General features: G+C 68.8%; 15 protein-coding genes. 9 read left to right on the top strand and 6 right to left on the bottom strand.

Going from position 1 to position 17123, the window contains the following annotated elements; all coding sequences use genetic code 11:
• Window positions 1-42 precede the first annotated feature (42 nt).
• From C6361_RS04115 to C6361_RS04110, 3 genes are all read right to left on the bottom strand, one after another.
• Window positions 43-1098 carry a C40 family peptidase gene (locus C6361_RS04115; RefSeq protein ID WP_199853232.1) on the bottom strand — a complete coding sequence of 352 codons (1056 nt, stop codon included), beginning with the start codon at window positions 1096-1098 and terminating at the stop codon, window positions 43-45.
• 101 nt (window positions 1099-1199) lie between these two features.
• A complete protein-coding gene (locus C6361_RS36835) occupies window positions 1200-1736 on the bottom strand; it encodes a histone H1 (RefSeq protein ID WP_159079162.1) in 537 nt (178 codons plus the stop codon).
• Window positions 1737-2119: 383 nt separating this feature from the next.
• Window positions 2120-3910 carry a bifunctional UDP-sugar hydrolase/5'-nucleotidase gene (locus C6361_RS04110; RefSeq protein WP_107266805.1) on the bottom strand — a complete coding sequence of 597 codons (1791 nt, stop codon included), beginning with the start codon at window positions 3908-3910 and terminating at the stop codon, window positions 2120-2122.
• A 565-nt stretch (window positions 3911-4475) separates the two neighbouring features.
• On the opposite strand from C6361_RS04110, the gene C6361_RS04105 reads away from it, so the two are divergent.
• The 3 genes from C6361_RS04105 (at window position 4476) to C6361_RS37985 (ending at window position 9130) form a co-directional block, all read left to right on the top strand.
• Window positions 4476-5693, top strand: a complete 1218-nt coding sequence (locus tag C6361_RS04105; protein WP_107266804.1) for a M20 family metallopeptidase — start codon at window positions 4476-4478, stop codon at window positions 5691-5693.
• Window positions 5694-5950: 257 nt separating this feature from the next.
• Window positions 5951-7783, top strand: a complete 1833-nt coding sequence (ggt, locus tag C6361_RS04100) for a gamma-glutamyltransferase (RefSeq protein WP_369931265.1) — start codon at window positions 5951-5953, stop codon at window positions 7781-7783.
• 588 nt (window positions 7784-8371) lie between these two features.
• Window positions 8372-9130 carry a hypothetical protein gene (locus C6361_RS37985; RefSeq protein WP_234359312.1) on the top strand — a complete coding sequence of 253 codons (759 nt, stop codon included), beginning with the start codon at window positions 8372-8374 and terminating at the stop codon, window positions 9128-9130.
• A 139-nt stretch (window positions 9131-9269) separates the two neighbouring features.
• Here the strand turns inward: C6361_RS37985 and C6361_RS04090 are convergent, their stop codons facing one another.
• Entirely contained in the window at window positions 9270-10169 is a 900-nt protein-coding gene (locus C6361_RS04090; protein WP_107266802.1) for a LysR family transcriptional regulator, read from the bottom strand.
• 125 nt (window positions 10170-10294) lie between these two features.
• Here C6361_RS04090 and C6361_RS04085 point away from each other — a divergent pair, with 125 nt between their 5' ends.
• From C6361_RS04085 to C6361_RS04065, 5 genes are all read left to right on the top strand, one after another.
• Complete coding sequence (locus C6361_RS04085; protein ID WP_107266801.1) at window positions 10295-10642, top strand: nuclear transport factor 2 family protein; 348 nt, start codon at window positions 10295-10297, stop codon at window positions 10640-10642.
• 239 nt (window positions 10643-10881) lie between these two features.
• Window positions 10882-11484 carry a GDSL-type esterase/lipase family protein gene (locus C6361_RS04080; RefSeq protein ID WP_107266800.1) on the top strand — a complete coding sequence of 201 codons (603 nt, stop codon included), beginning with the start codon at window positions 10882-10884 and terminating at the stop codon, window positions 11482-11484.
• A gap of 357 nt (window positions 11485-11841) precedes the next feature.
• A complete protein-coding gene (locus C6361_RS04075; protein ID WP_107266799.1) occupies window positions 11842-12555 on the top strand; it encodes a hypothetical protein in 714 nt (237 codons plus the stop codon).
• A 250-nt stretch (window positions 12556-12805) separates the two neighbouring features.
• Window positions 12806-13339: a pyridoxamine 5'-phosphate oxidase family protein gene (locus C6361_RS04070; protein ID WP_107266798.1), complete on the top strand. Its 534-nt coding sequence runs from the start codon at window positions 12806-12808 to the stop codon at window positions 13337-13339.
• A 193-nt stretch (window positions 13340-13532) separates the two neighbouring features.
• Window positions 13533-14963 carry a serine hydrolase gene (locus tag C6361_RS04065; RefSeq protein WP_234359311.1) on the top strand — a complete coding sequence of 477 codons (1431 nt, stop codon included), beginning with the start codon at window positions 13533-13535 and terminating at the stop codon, window positions 14961-14963.
• A 398-nt stretch (window positions 14964-15361) separates the two neighbouring features.
• On the opposite strand, the gene C6361_RS36830 is transcribed toward C6361_RS04065, so the two are convergent.
• Window positions 15362-15535 (bottom strand): hypothetical protein, encoded by a 174-nt coding sequence (locus C6361_RS36830; RefSeq protein ID WP_159079161.1) that lies wholly within the window; start codon window positions 15533-15535, stop codon window positions 15362-15364.
• Between the two features lie 301 nt (window positions 15536-15836).
• Here C6361_RS36830 and C6361_RS04060 point away from each other — a divergent pair, with 301 nt between their 5' ends.
• The gene (locus tag C6361_RS04060) at window positions 15837-16295 is read left to right on the top strand and encodes a DUF4259 domain-containing protein (protein ID WP_107266797.1); all 459 of its coding nucleotides are present in this window, start codon (window positions 15837-15839) and stop codon (window positions 16293-16295) included.
• 158 nt (window positions 16296-16453) lie between these two features.
• On the opposite strand, the gene C6361_RS04055 is transcribed toward C6361_RS04060, so the two are convergent.
• A complete protein-coding gene (locus tag C6361_RS04055) occupies window positions 16454-16795 on the bottom strand; it encodes a VOC family protein (RefSeq protein WP_107266796.1) in 342 nt (113 codons plus the stop codon).
• Window positions 16796-17123 lie beyond the last annotated feature (328 nt).

Genomic DNA, 17123 nt, shown 5'->3' with positions numbered 1-17123 from the left:
GCGTCGTCACAGGTACCGGCCTCGTCGTAGGCGCCAGCGTCGTTACAGGTACCGGCGCGCTCCGGCGTACTCGTGGGCGTACCGGTGCTCGTCGAGCCGCACGTACTCGACGCCGCTCTCCTCGGTGTCGGTGTTGGTCGGGGCGTCGACGATGTAGCCGTCGCCGGCGTACATGCCGACGTGGTGCACGCGTCCGGTGCCGTTGTTCCGGGCGAAGAAGACGAGGTCCCCGGGGGCGAGCTGCTCCCTGGTGACCGGGGTGCCGGCGTTGGCCTGGTCCTGCGCGTCCCGGGGGATGGTGATGCCGTGCGCGGCGTAGACGGAGTGGGTGAGGCCGGAACAGTCGAAGCCGAAGCCGGCGGTACCCGCCCACAGGTACGGCAGACCGAGGAACATCCGGCTCGCCGCGACCAGTTCCGGGCCGGTCGGCCGGGGGATGTCGGCGGCGGAGGCGTACACCGAGACGTCCGAGGCGGCCAGCCACTTCGGACCGTCGCTGGGGGTGGCCACCAGTACCGCCCGGTCGAGTCGGGCCAGCACCGGCAGCCGGGTGTTGTAGCTCAACTCCATCGCCCGGCGGGTCCGGCGCGGATCGTCGTAGAGCCAGGCGGTGGGCGTCGCCACCAGTGCGAACGGACGGCCGGCGAGGTGCCCGAAACTCCTGCCGTCGGTCAGCTGCACCTTCGGCAGCCAGCCGGGGTAGCCCCACTCGTGCCGAGGCGTTGGCTGACCGGGTACGACCACCTGCGCCCAGTCGCCCGACTCCGCCAGTATCAGCACCCGCTGACCGTACGTGGCCTGGGTCTCCAGGTCGCCGATCAGCCAGCGCCGCTCGGCGAGGGTCATCCCCGCCGTCCAGGCCCGAGGGTCGGCCGGGTTCGTCATGGACGGCAGGTCGACGGGACGTTGCCGACCGGGCTCCACCCAGAGGGTGGCCACCGAGACGTCGACGTAGGCGGTGCGCGGCTCGACGGGTTCGGTCGGGCTCGCGGCGCGGGCGGCCGGTGCTGCTGCCAGCGGTGCGCCGAGCACCAGCAGGAGCAGTGCGCCGAGCACCAGCGGGGCGGCCAGGGGGAGGCGGCGCGACAGTCGGGTCACGGCGATATCTTCCACCAAGAGGGCGTTTCCTGGCAAGAAGCTACATCGATGGAGCCGGCTGTCCGGTACCTTCCCCGATCGTCGGGACTACCCGCTGGCGGCTACCGCGACCGGGTCGCGTTCCGGGCGGCCTTCCGGGCCGGAGGCTTCGTCGCCGTACCCGTGCGGGCACGCTTCGCCGCCGTACTCCGCGCTGTGGTGCTCTTCTTCGCGGGCGTTGTTCGCTGCGTGGTGCTCTTCCTCGGGGGCGTCTTCTTCGCGACGGCCTTCTTCGCGATTTCCCTTCGCGCGGTGGTCTTCCGCGCGGTCGTCTTCTTCGCGGTGGTCTTCTTCGCCGGTACCCGCTTCGACGGCGCGGTCCGCTTGGTGGCAGGGGTGGCCTCGCCAGCCGCCCGCGCGGTGCGCGGCGGCCGCTTCTTCGGGGTTTTCGCCGCGGTCGCCCCGGTGGCCCGTCGGGTGGCGGTGGCCACCTTCTTCGCCCGCGCGGTGCTCTTGCCCGGGGCCTTCTTCGCGCCGGTGGCCTTGCGGGCGGCGGCGGGTCTCGTGGGGGTGCGCTTGTTGCCCCCGCGACCGTGTGCCGGCCGTCTCGGTTCGGCGACGGTGGATCGGGTCGGGCCTGCTCGTCGTGAGTTGGCCACCTCGGCTCCTCCTCGTCCGGCTGCTCTGCTCGACGCCGGGACCGGGACGACGCCCGTGCACAACCCGTGCTCGGCAACGCCCCGACGTCGGCCCCGACATCGCCCGGCGGGCCGACCGACGACCGCCCGGGTAACACCCGGCGGAGCGGTCGCGCCGCAACGGCGGATCGTCCGGCGGGCCGTTTCCCGTCCGGAGCGCTGTCTCCCCTCGGCGCGGTCCGCTAAACGTGTTCGCCGCCGATGGCGTCGGTGCTGTCACGACGCGAGGCGCTCGGCCGGGAGATCCCGGCCGAGCGCCTCGTCGGACACCCGCCGCCGTCGCGGGTCGATCCGTCGCACCGGCGACGCCCCGCGAACCGCACCGGACCCCGGGCCGGCCCCGCTCAGAAGACCGGTACGCCCTCCCGGACCAGTCGCCAGTTCGGCTCGAAGAAGTCGGCCGGATCGATGCTGCCCTTGGCCTGCGCCCAGTCGATCAGCAGTTGCCGGATCTCCTGCTGCTCGTTGTAGATCTGCGGCTTGACGATGCCGGGGAAGTTGCCGCCGCCGCTGCGCCGGTAGTTGTTCACCGCGATCACGAACTGGTCGGTGTCGACGACCGCCGCTCCGCCGCCCGGGTGGGTCAGCCTGGTGATCCGCTGGCCCACCGGCCTGCTGATGTCGATGTCGTAGTCGACCCCGGAGACGGTGTCGTAGTTGTAGTCCGGCACGGTCGGGTCGTTGAGCTGCGCGGGGTCGACCGGCGCACCCGGCCCGAGGGTACGGAAGTACTTCGCCGAGTACTCGAGGTAGGCGCGCAGTTCGGCTCCGTTGACGAGTACCGCCTCCAGGGTGTTGTCGTAGATGTAGAGCCCGGCCACGTCCTTGATCCGTACGTCCCCGGCCGGGAAGATCGCGGTACGGCTGAACGGCGCGGCGATCGACAGCACCGGAAGGCTGGCGTACGGGCCGCCGGCCAGCGCGGCGGCGACCGTGTCGGTCTGCACCCTGTTGATGTAGTCGAGGATCGGCGTGTCCCGGTAGCGCGACTCCGCCGCCGACAGTTCGACCGCCGAGGTGGCGACCACCTGGTTGACGTAGGCGACCGTCTTGGCGTGCTGCCGGCGTACCGCCGCCAGCACCTTCGGGTCCTCCGGCACCGTGTTGCTGTTCAGCATCGTGGCCCGCTTGCCGGTGATCCGCCAGCGGTTACGGTCCCGCTCCAGGGTGAAGTCCATCCGGGTCAGCCGCTGGCCCCACTTGGACGGCTCCGACATCAGCACCCGCTCACCGGTGCGGATGTTGGTGACGAACCGCTCCACCACCTCGGCGTGGGCGTGCCCGAACAGGATGGCGTCGATCCCGGGTACCTGCTCGGCGATCATCGCGCACGGGTTCTCGTTCGGCAGTTCGGGCCCGTAGCTCGACGTACCGCTGTCGCCGCCGTGCGCGGAGATCAGCACGATGTCGGCGCCGCGCTGGCGCATCACCGGTACCCACTTCGCGGCGGTCGCGACCATGTCCTCGAAGCGGAGCCTGCCCTCGACGTGCCCCCGGTCCCAGATCGCGGTACCGGGGTTGGTCAGGCCGAGGATGCCGACCCGCAGCGTCGGTGCGCCGCGCCCGAGCGACACCTTCTTGATCAGGTACGGCGTGAAGGCCGGCTTTCCGGTGCGTTCGTTGACGGCGTTCGCGGCCAGGGCCGGGAAGCCGAGCTGCCTGATCCACCTGTCCAGCAGCGGCAGCCCGTAGTTGAACTCGTGGTTGCCGAGCGTCACCGCGTCGTAGTCGAGAATGTTCATCGCCCGGGCCATCGGGTGCGTCTCACCGGTTTCGGTGATCGGCTCCTGCTTGGCGTAGTACGTCGCCAGCGACGTGCCCTGGATGGTGTCACCGGCATCGAGCACCAGGGTCGCCCTGCCCCGCCGCTCGGCCCGGATCTGCTTGACCAGGCTCGCCAGCTTCGCCACGCCGACGTCGTTGTGCGCGCTGTCGTCGTATTCGGCGTCCCGGTAGTAGTCCCAGTTGTAGACGTTGCCGTGGGTGTCCGAGGTGCCCAGCACGGTCAGGTCGTAGGTCTTCGGCCTGCTCGGCGGGTGTGCCTGTGCCGGTACGGCCCCGACGAGCGGTGCCGCCGCGGCCGCCGCGGCGACGGCGAGCACCTGGCGTCGAGAAGGGCCGGGAAGAGGGGTCATGCCGCGCCTTTCCTAGACATTGGACCTTGTGCGACCTGAGCGGCCGGCGTATGCGCGCTGACTGCCACCCGGGGCCGTGACGGACCGCCGGGGGAGGTCGAGCAAGGTCCACCGGGGTGCGCCGGGTAGGCGCGCCGACGGCACCATAACGACCGGTCGCGGGTCACGCCAGCCGAGCCACCACCCGACGGCCCCCGACAACCACCCGTCATCCAGGCACCTACCGGCCGACGGCTGCCGGACATCCGACCGCCCCCTTCCGGTCATCCCGCTCCGCCGACCGCCCGCCCGCTCCCGGCCATCCCGCTCGCCGACCGCCCCTCTCCGGCAGCCCCTCTCCGGCCGTCCCGATCCGTGCGTGGCCCGGCCGGCGCGGTCGTCGGCGTCCCGGCGTGCCGTTCGTCACGTCCGGCGAAGGACCATGATCATGACACTTGATCATCCTGGCCGGCTCCGTAGGATCTCGGATATCCCCGAGGCGGGGCGCGGACCAGCCACGACGAGGCGTCCGGCAGACACCTCGGCGGCAGCGGCCACGGCGGTACGACCAGGGCGGGGGAGACGCATGAGCCTGCGTGAGGATGCGGCGGAGATCCAGGACGAACTGGCCGGGCTGCGCCGGGAACTGCACCAGGTTCCGGAGGAGGGCCTGCACCTGCCGCGTACCCAGCAGCGGGTGCTGGCCGCCCTCGAACCGCTGCCGTTGGAGATCAGCACCGGCGCCGGACTCTCCTCGGTCACCGCCGTGCTGCGCGGTGGCAGGCCCGGTCCGGTGGTGCTGCTCCGGGGTGACATGGACGCCCTGCCGATCACCGAGAGCAGCGGAGTCGACTACAGCTCCCGGCATGACGGGGTGATGCACGCCTGCGGGCACGACCTGCACACCGCCGGCCTGGTCGGCGCCGCCCGGTTGCTCGCCGCCCGCCGCGACGAGCTCGCCGGCGACGTGGTCTTCATGTTCCAGCCGGGCGAGGAGGGCTACAACGGCGCCGGACACATGATCGACGAGGGGGTGCTGACCGCCGCCGGCCGCCCGGTCGAAGCTGCGTACGGCCTGCACGTGCTCTCGTCCATCCTGGACCGCGGAGTCTTCTCCTCCCGCCCCGGCCCGCTGATGGCCGGTTCGGCGGGTCTCTTCGTCACCGTCGTCGGGGCGGGCGGGCACGGCTCCCGGCCGCACGTGACACTGGACCCGGTACCGGCGGCCTGCGAGATGGTCACCGCGTTGCAGACGATGATCACCCGCCGCTTCGACGCGTTCGAGCCGGTGGTGCTCACCGTCGGCACCTTCCACGCCGGCACCCGGCGCAACGTCATCCCGGACGAGGCGAGCTTCGAGGCGACGGTACGGGCCTTCGACCCCGCCGTGCACGCCGAGCTGGGCCGGCACGCCGTACAACTCTGCGAGCAGATCGCGGCGGCGCACGGCCTGCGCGCCGAGGTGCGGTACGAGCCGGAGTATCCGGTCACCATCAACGACCCGGACCAGCACGAGTTCGCCGCCGCGACCGTGCGGGAGCTGTTCGGTGCGGAGCGGTTCGTCGACATGCGCCACCCGATGACCGGCTCCGAGGACTTCTCCCGGGTGCTCGGGCGGGTACCCGGCGCCTTCGTCTTCCTCGGTGCCTGCGCCACCGGTGACCCGGTGACGGCGCCCGGCAACCACTCGCCCCGGGCCGTCTACGACGACAGCGTGCTGGCCGACGGCGCCGCACTGCTCGCCGAGCTGGCCTACCGGCGCCTCGGTCAGCCGGCCGACCGCCCACTCGCCAGCCCGGCCTGACCCAGCTCAGGACGACGCGGATACGGTCCTCGCGTGCCGTATCCGCCCGCACCGCCCCTCGATCATACGACCTATCTTCCTAGGATGCCTTACGGGTGGGGTCCGCCGTCACACCGCCAGGGGAGTGCGCCGGCGAAAGCCGCCGCCGGGGGCGGGCAGACGCAGATCGTCGGCCGGGGTTGCCCCTCGACGCCGCCTCCAGTTGCCGCACCGCCGCCGAGGGCATATCAAGGACGCAACCTGACCGTGGAGGGGCAATGAGGCTCACCAAGAGGGCAACAGCCCGGATGGCGGTGGCCGGCGTCGTGGCCGTCACCCTGGTCGTCACGTCGGCGCCGGCCAGCGCCGCACCGGCCGCCGCCGGCCACTCCGGCGAACCACCCAAGACGCCGACCGCGCACGGGTACGGCGGTGCCGTGTCCACTGTCGACCCCACTGCTACCGCCGTCGGCCTGGACGTACTCCGTCGCGGTGGCAACGCGGTCGACGCGGCGGTGGCGGCGGCCGCCACGCTCGGCGTGACCGAGCCGTTCTCGGCCGGTATCGGCGGTGGCGGCTTCTTCGTCTACTACGACGCGCGTACCCGCCGGGTGCACACCATCGACGGCCGGGAGTCGGCACCCGCCTCCATCCGAGCGGACTCCTTCGTCGACCCGGCCAGCGGCACTCCGTACCCCTTTCAGCAGGCTCGGGTCAGCGGCCTGTCGGTCGGCGTACCCGGGACGCTGTTGACCTGGCACGAGGCGTTGCGCAGGTGGGGCAGCCGGCCGCTGTCGGCGGCGCTCGCCCCGGCCGCCGAGGTGGCCGGGCGGGGGTTCGTGGTCGACGCGACGTTCCGGCAGCAGGTGGCGGAGAACGAGGCGGCGTTCGCCCAGTTCGACGCGACCCGGAAGCTCTACCTGCCGGGCGGCCAACCACCGGCGGTCGGTTCCATCCAGCGCAACCGGGACCTGGCCGACACCTACCGGCAGATCGCCCGGCGCGGCATCGACGTCTTCTACACCGGCCCGATCGGCGCGGACCTCGTCGAGGCGGTGCGCCGCCCGCCGGTCGCCGCCGACCCGACCGTGCCCTGGCAGTACCCGATCCAACCCGGCGGGATGACCCCGGCCGACCTCGCCCGCTACGAGCTGCGGTTCCCCGCGCCGACCCGGTCCGACTACCGGGGCTACCAGGTGTACGGCATGTCGACGCCGTCGAGCGGCGGTGTCGCCGTCGGCGAGGCGCTGAACATCCTGGAACGGTTCGACCTGGCCAAGATGACGGTGACGGAGGCGCTGCACCACTACCTGGAGGCGAGCGCCCTGGCCTACGCCGACCGGAACCGGTACGTCGCCGACGGCACCTCCCGGCGGATCCTCGACGAACTGCTCAGCGACCGGTACGCGGCCGAGCGGGCCTGCCAGCTCGACCCTGGCCGGGCCGCGCCGAAGCCGGTACCGCCCGGCGAACCCGACGGAAGATACGGCGACTGCGCGACCGGCGCGGCGGGTGCCGAGCCCAACCCCGGGCAGAGCACCACGAACCTGACGGTGGCCGACCGGTGGGGCAACGTCGTCGAGTACACCCTGACGATCGAACAGACCGGCGGGAACGCGATGGTGGTACCCGGACGCGGATTCCTGCTCAACAACGAGTTGACCGACTTCACGTTCGCACAGACCCCGGGAGCCGCTCCCGATCCGAATCTGCCGGCGCCGGGCAAGCGCCCCCGCAGTTCGATGTCGCCGACGATCGTGCTCGACGACGGCCGCCCGTTCCTGGCGCTCGGCACCCCCGGTGGTGCCACCATCATCACCACCGTGCTGCAGGTACTGGTCAACCGGATCGACCTCGGGATGTCTCTGCCGGAGGCGATGGCGGCACCCCGGGCCTCACAGCGCAACAGTGCCGCGCCTCAGGCAGAACCGGCGTTCGTCAGCGCGTACGGCAGTGCACTCGACGCGCTCGGCCATCCGCGGTTCACGAGTACCGCCGAACTCGGTGCGGCCACCGCGATCGAGTTCACCGGTCGGCACGGCCTGGTGGCGTCGGCGGAACCGGTACGGCGCGGCGGCGGGGCGGCGGGTGTCGTCCGCCCTGGGCGTTGACCGGAGAGGGTCCTTGACCGGCAGGTGCCCCCATCGCCCTTGACCGGGGTGTCCCCATCGTCCCGGTCCGGTGCGGTCGCACCGAGCGACCGTTGCGGCTGCTCGACTCCGGCGTGATCGTCGATCTCACCGTCGTCGGGCAGCCGCTCGTCGCCCTCACTGCTTCCGAGGGACGATCCGCGCGGCCAGGACGTGGCGCCCAGGCGGGCTCGATGGTTGTCCGGCACGTGTGTCGGGTCCGGGTGACGTTTCGACGCGACGGCTTTGTTGTCCGACCCGAACTCTCCACCTTCGCTTGATCAACTTGGTGCGGTGGAATGCGGTTGGGCAGTCGGTCGTTACATCTCGGGTACGGCCGAGTACCACCGCCTGTGAGCTGGGCTGGTGGCCGGGCCTCGGGGAATGATCCGGGGTCGCCGGTCGTTACATATGGTGTTCGCCTGAGTACCAGCACCCCCCCGTGCGCGTGTGCCGGGCGAACCTTCTTTCGTCCCTGGAGGCCGTGACGGTCTCGGGACGTGTGATTTCCAATGACACCCCGGTTTTCCCCCATGGGGTGTTGTTCCCCCGATTGGAAGGTAGACCATCATGAACACGACTCTGTTCAGCCGATGGCTCCCGGCCATCGAGCAGACTTCCCTGGTTCGTAAGACCGCTCTGGGTGTTGCTGGCCTGGCGTTCGTCGGTGGCGCTGTCGCCGGCCCCGCCGTGGCCGCTCACGCCGCCCCCGAGCATGTCGCTTCGCCGGTGTCGCAGTCGGTCATGGCCGACAAGGGCAACGACCACAAGAGCGACAAGGACCACAAGAGCGACAAGGACCACAAGAGCGACAAGGACCACAAGAACGAGAAGGACCGTACGAGCGAGAAGCGTGACAAGCGCGAGAAGGATCGTAAGCCGTCGCGGGACAAGCTGGTCCCGCATGGTGCGCAGGGTAAGCAGTCGCGGATTGCGCTGTCGGGTGAGCAGTCCGACAACGTGAAGGCGATCGTGAAGGCGACGAAGAAGGCGGGTCTGGACGAGCGTGCCGCGGTGATCGCCGTGGGTACGAGTCTTCAGGAGTCGAAGTTGGAGAACCTGGGTCACCTGGGTGACCGCAACGACCACGACTCGCTGGGCCTGTTCCAGCAGCGACCCAGTTCGGGTTGGGGTTCGCCGGAGCAGATCACCGATCCGGAGTACTCGACCATCGCGTTCCTCAAGGGGCTGAAGCAGGTCGACGGTTGGCAGGACCTGCCGCTGACCGTGGCCGCGCAGAAGGTACAGGTCTCGGCCTACCCCGACGCGTACGCGCAGTGGGAAGACCTGGCCGCCGACCTGGTCGCCAACACCTGGAACAACAGCTAAAGACAACCAAACAAACACGACCGCACCACCCGCTGGCCGGGTCCCCACCACAGGGGACCCGGCCAGCGGCATTTCCGAATCCCGAGCGCCTGCCGAGCAGGCGCGCCGATACCCGAGGAAGAGTGCGATCGAGGAAGGGTTACGTCGTGCTCTCTGCCTGGACGGGGGCGAAGGCGTCTCGGCTGTACCGGACCAGTCGGGCAAGGGCAGGGCTCTGCGTGGGTTTCCAAACCAGTGCCAGTAGCGCCGGGATGTCAACGTCGCGCACCCGGAGCGCGGTCAGCCGGTCCTCGTACTCGTCAGTCATGGACTCGCTGAGAATCGCGACTCCGAGCCCTCGGATCGCCAGCTCGACGATGGTGGTGGCAGCACTAGCCTGCAAGGCGATGGTCGGCTGGACGCGGCGGTTGACGCAGGCCCGGTCGAACACGGTTCGGATCCCGGTGCCCTCCGGCATGCAGATGACCGGATGCTCCGCGATGTCGGCCAAGCCGATTTTCTCCCGCGCCGCGAGTGGATGTTCCGGCGGTACCAGCGCCACCAGTCGTTCGCTGACGATCGTCAGCGCGTTCAGCCCGACCGGCGTGGCTTCGGCCGTACCGATCAGGGCGAGGTCGATCGCGGCGGACCGGACGCCCTCGACGAGTCGGTCGGAGTTGTCCTCCAACAGGGTCAGCTCGACCTGCGGATGGGCCCGGTGGAACGCCTCGAGCGCCTCGAAGAGCGGGGTCACCGTGCACCCGACGATCATGCCGACGGTGAGTTGGCCACGGATCAGGCCGGTCACTTCGCCGACGGTTTGCCGTAGTGCGGCTGCGGAGGCAAGCGTGGCGCGCGCGTACTCCAGAGCGACCCTGCCCGCAGCCGTCAGGGTCGCCGTCCTGGCCGAGCGGTCGATGAGGGTCGCCCCGAGTTCGCGTTCGAGTTGCCGGATCTGCGCGCTCACCCCGGACTGGCTGATCCGAACGCGCTCTGCGGCCCGGGTGAAGCTTGCCTCCTCGGCAACCGCCACGAGGTACTCCAGCTGCCTCAGCTCCATAACTGCTGATTCTAGATGTCATCAGAATTAGCTGTTGTACTTCTGATTTTGCTCCGTGCATGCTCGATCCGTCAGGGGATACAGCAGGAATCGAGAGGATCCACATGGCGGATTACGAGAAGGCAATGCGACCGGAGGAGATCACCCGGCTGTTCGTCGAGCGTTCCAACGCGGGAGACGCCGAGGGCGTCGCGGCGCTCTACGCCGAGGATGCGGTGCTGGCGTACCCGCCCGGCGGCCAGACTGTCGGCCGGGCCGCGATCCAGGCGCTCTGGACGAAGGTACTCGCGAACCGCCCACACTTCGAACCGGAGGAGCCGCTTCCGACGCTCGTCAGCGGCGATCTCGCACTCACTTCGACCGTAGCCAAGGACGGTGCCGGCGCCCGGGCACAGGTGGTACGCCGCCAGCCTGACGGATCCTGGCTGCGCGTACTCGATCAGCCCGAGTTCACTCGGCCCACGTCCGGCTGAGGGTGCGCCCATAGCCGGTGGGCGAGTCCCGCGAGGTCCGTGACCTCACTGCACCGGGAAACCTGTTTCGCCGGGCGGACTGCGTGCGAGTGGGACAGCTGTGGGAGTTTCCTCCGAACGGCGAAAGTCGACTCGGATGGTGCGTAACGCGCAGGCAGCCTGGTCGTGCCTGGTCGCGCTCGGGAACACCGGAGTGGCCAGCTGGCCGTTCTGCCGGCAGCGCCTGAGACACTGCACGCGTGATCCGTGACCTGCGCGTCTGCTTCGTCGGCGACTCCTTCGTGCTGGGCGTCGGCGATCCGCGCTGCCTGGGCTGGGTGGGCCGGCTCGCGGCACGAACCTGCGCCGACGGGCAACCGCTCACGACCTACAACCTCGGCGTACGCCGGCAGACGTCCGACGACATCCTCGCCCGTTGGCGTGCAGAGTGTTTGCTGCGGCTACGGGACGGCAACGACCTCCGTGTCGTGATGTCGTTCGGGGTCAACGACACCACCGAGGAGAACGGCCGGCCCCGGGTGACGCCCGAACGGTCGGCGGCCACCCTGACCCGGATGCTCGACCAGGCTGCCGGCCAGGGCTGGCGCGTCCTTGTCGTCGGTCCGCCACCGGTCGACGATGACGCTCAGAATGTACGGTTGGCCTCGCTCGACGACGCGTTTGCGCGGACCTGTCGCGAAGCGGGCGTACCGTACGTCGCGGTGCAGTCCTCGTTGCGTAAGAGCGCCGTGTGGACCCGCGAGGTTCGTACCGGTGATGGCGCGCACCCGGGTTCGGCCGGCTATGACGAGATCACAGCCCTCATCACACCTCGTTGGCGTGCCTGGCTAACCGTCACGTAGAGCTGGGCCGCGCAGGCGCCGGATGTGCCCCGCATTCTGAGGTGTCCGCTCGGATGTCCGGGTTTGGCCTTTTGATCAACTGCTGACGGTGGAATGTTGGCGGGCTCGCGGTCGTTACATCTCGGGTACGGCCGAGTACCACCGCCTGTGAGCTGGGCTGGTGGTCGGGCCTCGGGGAATGATCCGGGGCCGCCGGTCGTTACATATGGTGTTCGCCTGAGTACCAGCACCCCCCCCGGTGCCTGTAGTGCCGGGCGAACTTTCTTTCGTCCCTGGAGACCGTGACGGTCTCGGGATATCTCCGATGACACCCCGTCCCCCATGGGGTGTTCACCCCCGATTGGAAGGTAGACCATCATGAACACGACTCTGTTCAGCCGATGGCTCCCGGCCATCGAGCAGACTTCTCTGGTTCGTAAGACCGCTCTGGGTGTTGCTGGTCTGGCGTTCGTCGGTGGCGCTGTCGCCGGCCCCGCCGTGGCCGCTCACGCCGCGCCCGAGCATGTCGCTTCGCCGGTGTCGCAGTCGGTCATGGCCGACAAGGACCACAAGAGCGACAAGGACCACAAGAACGAGAAGGACCGTAAGAGCGAGAAGCGTGACAAGGACCGTAAGGGCAAGCCGTCGCGGGATCGTTTGGTGCCGCATGGTGTGCAGGGTGGTCAGTCGCGGATTGCGCTGTCGGGTGAGCAGTCCGACAACGTGAAGGCGATCGTGAAGGCCACCAAGAAGGCGGGTCTGGACGAGCGTGCCGCGGTGATCGCCGTGGGTACCTCGTTGCAGGAGTCGAAGTTGGAGAACCTGGGTCACCTGGGTGACCGCAACGACCACGACTCGCTGGGCCTGTTCCAGCAGCGACCGTCGTCGGGTTGGGGTTCGCCGGAGCAGATCACCGATCCGGAGTACTCGACCATCGCGTTCCTCAAGGGGCTGAAGCAGGTTGACGGTTGGCAGGACCTGCCGCTGACCGTGGCCGCGCAGAAGGTACAGGTCTCGGCCTACCCCGACGCGTACGCGCAGTGGGAGGACCTGGCCGCCGACCTGGTCGCCAACACCTGGAACAACAGCTAAGACAACCAAACAACACGACCGCACCACCCGCTGGCCGGGTCCCCACCACAGGGGACCCGGCCAGCGGCGTCTCCGGACATGTTCCGACTCCACCGTGAGCCTGCGCGGTTACGACCGGGCGCGGGTGGAGAGTCACCTCGGCGAACTGGCGGACCGACTGGCAATGACGGGTTAGGCCGAGTCCTGCCGATCATGGCGGCCGGACGGACAGTCAGGTGGGTAGGGTGCTCGTCATGATCGAGGTCGCTACATGCCGTTGACGAACCCCTGGCTGTCCGGGCCCACGCCGACCAAGCGACTCGATCGTCAGCGGCTTGAGGAGCGCATCCTCAACCTCCTGTCGTCGCAGAACATGTGCGTGCTCGCGACCACGGGTCCGGACGGGCCGCTGGCCACCCCGGTGCGGTACTACTCGCTTGGCTTCGCCGTGCTCTTCACCGCTGCACCGCGTTCACCGAAGATGCGCAACCTCGCTGCGGATCCGCGGGTGTCCATCGGAATCTTCGCGCCGCTGGTCGGGCTGGCCAGCAGCCGTGGCGCTCAACTGTTCGGAACTGCAAGGGTGCTTGACCCGGAGCATCCGGACCGCGCGCACTACTGGACGGCGTTCCGGTGGGAGAACGAGCACGCCGAGCGGGGACGACCGTTGTCCGAGCCGCCTCAGGACACACTCGTGGTCGTCGAGGCGGAACGTGTCGTTTATACCGAGCACTGGCTGCGACGTGAAGGGTTCGCGCCACGCCAATTCTGGCGTAGCGAGCGACCAGGTCCTGTCACTGCTTGAGCGCCAGGATGCCGGCCGTGGGGGTACCGGAATCGCCGTAGTCGCTGGACGGCCCCCTTCTTTACGGCTCCAGGGTGCTGGAGTACCGGCGTGATCGCACGTCGACGCTGATTGTCCACTGCCCAAGATCGGCAGGATTGGCTCCGGGCGATATTCCACAAGCTCGACTGAGTGATCTTGTTAGGGTGCTTGAATGCCTTCTCAGCGCACCCTGCTGCCGCGCTCGACACCGGCTGCCATGGGGGTGTCGGCCCGCGCAGTTGCCGCGCTACTGGACCGGCTCGAAGCGCAATCCGTCGAGTGTCACTCCATAATGGTCGTACGCCACGGTCACGTTGTCGCCGAAGGCTGGTGGGCGCCGTACTCCGCCGAACGACCGCACCTCCTCTACTCGCTGACCAAGTCGTTCACCTCGGTCGCCGTGGGGCTTGCGATCGCCGACGGACTGCTCTCGCTGGCTGATCGGGTGGTGGACGTGTTGCCCGACCACGTCCCGGCCGAAGTCTCGGAGCAGGGACGTCGCCTGACCGTTCACCACCTGCTGTCCATGACAACCGGACACCGCACGGACAGCCTCGCCGAGGCCTGGCAACTGGAACCGGGCGACCTGGTGAAGGGCTTCCTACGCGTACCGTTCCTCGAGGTCGAGGGAACACGGCACGCCTACGACAATCCGACTACCTTCATCCTGGCCCGGATGGTGGAGCGGGTCACGGGCCGCAGCCTCCCGGAACTGCTCGACGACCGCCTCTTCAAGCCGATGGGCGTCGACCACGCCGAATGGGACCGGGTGGCGAGCGGGGCCACCTTCGGCTTCCACGGACTGCATCTCACGACCGAGGCCGTCGCCGCCTTCGGCGAACTGCTGCTGCGCGAGGGCCTCTGGGGCGGCCGGCAGCTCGTCCCGCGCGAATGGGTGCGGCTCGCGACCAGACGGCACATCGAGACGCAGCAGATCGAGGACTGGTCGGAGAACCCCGACCTGCTTTGCGGGTACGGCTACCAGTTCTGGATATCGCGTCACGGTTACCGTGCCGAAGGAGCCTTCGGTCAGCAATGCGTGGTCGTCCCGTCGCACGACCTCGTGGTCGTCGTGACCGGTGCGATAACGCAGGGTGAGGCAATGCCGGCCGTCCTGTGGGATTGCCTGCTGCCCGGCCTGGACGACCCGGTAAGTGCCCGGGAGGACGAGATCCTCGCCGAGCGGTTGCGGCGGCTCTCACTCACACCCGTGCCGGGCTCGGCCGCCCCTGAGCGTTCCATCAAGGCGGAACTCGACGCCTCCGTCGAGAATTCGGCGCTACCCGCCGGCACCACGGTGATCCTCGATCCGGTAGACCGTGGGTGGCTCCTGCGACTCGGGTCGCTCCTCACGGTCGAGGTCGGCCACGGCGCATGGCGAGAAAGCTCACCGCTCGGCCGCCCTGTCGTCGCAACCGGCGCCTGGCAGGGCAACACGTTCGTCGCCGACCTTTACGTCATCACCACCCCGCACCGGGTGCGGCTGGTGGTCGACGCCGAGACGGGGACAGCGGTCGCGACGTGGAGCACCGTGCCCCTGACCGGTCCTGATCTGGCGTTGCACCTACGGTCGCCACTGATGACCCGGCCCGACGTCGCCTAGTACGGCAGCCGCTTCGTGATCACTGTTGTAGTTCCAGGTTGAGCCGGCGTGTGTAGTGGGATTGTCGCGCTCGGGCTCGGTGACGTCGTCGCCACTGTGACCAGGGGAGACGGCGGGTGTGGTCGCTGATCGAGCGAATGATGCAAGTGATGATCAGAGGGCTAGTACTCGTTGGCGATCAGCCTGATCAAGCAGTGTCGGTGGGGGCGTCGGTCTCGTGGGGCATGGCGTCGGCGCGCAGATCGCTAGAATGGCGAGGGCTGTAAGTGCGAGGTTGGTGCAGCGGTAGCAGGAGTCCTAACTCGCCGGTGGTGCTGTTGCGGCAGACCAGGAGGCTGGGCTGGCCGCTGTCGTCGGGGTCTACCTCGGTGCACACGTCATCGAGTCAGGCCAGGTCATTAGCAGGGTGGACTCTTGATCCGGCGCACCCGACACCGATCGCGGTCGTCGGTCCACAACACCGGCAGGCAGACCCGCCGGTCGATCAAAGTGTGGCCGTGCTTGCTGGCGTAGTCGAGGAACACCTTCAGGATCAGGACCGCGGCCGGGTCACCGAACCGGTCGGCGATCAACTGCCGCAGGTCGTCACGGACAGCGGGTAATCCACACCGCCCGGAATAGCAGCCGCTGCACGGCGTCCGGTCGGGCCTGTCCAGGCTGCTCCGCCAACTGCCAGCACGTCTTCACCTCAAGATCGGACAGCGGACCCGTCACGAATACCGCCGGCGTGCGACGAGTCTCCACCCGCCCGAACCGGCCTGCGAGCGAGTCGAGTATCCCGGCCGGAATCCGCTGCCACGGCTCAGGGTTTACGCTGTGGCGCGCGGCCGCCGCGCGATCTCCAGTTAGGTCCACAACCGTTGATGATCGGCGGTGGCCGTCTATCGAGGCGAGGGTGATGTGGGCACGTTTGGAACCGGACCGTTCAGCAGTGACGGCGCACTGGACTTCCTTGACGAACTCGCGGAGCGACCGCCACAACAGCGCGCCGAAGCACTACGACACATGTTCGGCTACGTCCTTGCCAACCGCGACCTGCTCTGGCGGGAGTATTTCCCCGACGAAGTAGTCGCGGCGGCAGCCCTGGTTGCCGCTACCCTTCCCGGCGGCGAGCACCTACAGCACCGCCTTACGCAAGTGTCCGACGAACCGGGCGCAGTGATTCTGCCCGAGCCAGTGCCGGACCTTGCCGCGTCCGCGCTCGAAGCGCTGCACTTCGTGGCCGCTCCCGGCGGGCCATGGCATCAAGGATGGACGACCGAGACCGACCAAACCGAGGCGCAGGAAACGATCGACGCTCTCGCCGCCATCCTCCAAGCAGCGCACCCGTAAAGACCACCAGACACCAGATCGACCGAAAATCGCGAACGGCGGTCGCCGTACTAGATGGTGACCAATGCCCGATCCATGTACGAGGCGTCCTCCGGCGCACAGTCAAACCCTACGGATGCGATTTCACCCGTACGCGCCTGAGCGTACGTGGTTCCCGGTCAGAGCGGGGCTCCGCCGAATCCGATCTCGTTTCCGTCGGGGTCGACGTACGTGGCCTTCCGCACCCCGTTGGAGTACGTCTCCCGTCGCGCCGGTTGGAGTCCCCGCTCAGCCGTCTTGGCCAACAGGGCGTCGAAGTCGTCAACGAAGACGGTGTGCAGGGCGTGACCGGCATGCTCCGGTCGATGTTCGATGACGAGCGACCGATGCTCGGCGAGTTCCCACACCGCCTCGCTGTCGCTGGCGATGAACGTCGGCGGGGATCCAAGCAGCTTTTCGTACCAGGCCAGTGCCGCCGGGTAGTCGTTGACCGGTATACCGGCAAACAGGTCGAGCGCCATCTCGCCATGCTAGTGGGACATCGGAGGTGCGTCCGTCACCGATGTCCGGTTCCGATTGGTGATCAACTGTCGGCGGTGGAATGTTGGCGGGGGCTCGGTCGTTACACCATGCGTACGGCCGAGTAGCACCGCCTGTGAGCTGGGCGGGTGGTCGGGCCTCGGGGAATGATCCGGGGCCGCCGGTCGTTACATATGGTGTTCGCCTGAGTACCAGCACCCCCCGTGCGCGTGTGCCAGGCGAACCTTCTTTCGTCCCTGGAGGCTTCGACAGTCTCGGGACGTGTGATTTCCAATGACACCCCGGTTTTCCCCCTGTGGGGTGTTGTTC

Origin of the sequence: Plantactinospora sp. BC1, from assembly GCF_003030345.1 — a bacterium.
Taxonomy (GTDB): domain Bacteria; phylum Actinomycetota; class Actinomycetes; order Mycobacteriales; family Micromonosporaceae; genus Plantactinospora.
Note: the sequence above shows the minus strand (reverse complement) of the source record. Positions and strands in the feature narration are given on the sequence as shown.